1 pseudogene is annotated in these 561 nt (G+C 30.8%); it reads right to left on the reverse strand.

Annotated features, from left to right (window positions below):
* Positions 1–561: pseudogene (locus L8X38_RS08405) on the reverse strand (methyl-accepting chemotaxis protein); the annotation flags it as partial.

Genomic DNA, 561 nt, shown 5'->3' on the forward strand with positions numbered 1-561 from the left:
ACCTATTATAGAAGTAACATTTTTAATCTCTTCACTTTGAGCAATAACTTCACTAGTTTTATGAGATACATTTTGCATAGAAGAAGTAATCTCTTCTAATGCTGCTGCTGTTTCTTCTAAAGAAGAAGCTTGAGAAGATGAAGAATCTGTTAAGTCTTTAACAGCACTTTGTAATTTACCACTCTCATCTGCTAATAAAGAAGCAAATTCAGATGATTGTCTTAGCATAGCTACTATTTCTTGACCTAATACATTAGTAGTTACTTCAACTCCACCTTTAGCATTTTTAACTTCAGTAGTAAAGTCTAATGCCTTATAGCTATCAAATACTCTATTGATTTCATTCATATTAGAACCAACTTTTGCTTGTAATACATCAAGCATATCATTTAATACATTTTTTAATTCTATTAATTGAGGATTAGCAGGAATTGCTGTTATTCTTGCTGTTAGATTACCACCTTCTATTTCTTTAGCTGTATCAACTGATTGTTCTACTGCTTTAGCATCTTGTTCTAATGCATTTTTAGTTTTAGTGATGTTTTCATTGATGGCTTTGGC

Source organism: Campylobacter sp. CNRCH_2014_2452, assembly GCF_025772865.1.
GTDB lineage: Bacteria > Campylobacterota > Campylobacteria > Campylobacterales > Campylobacteraceae > Campylobacter_D > Campylobacter_D lari_D.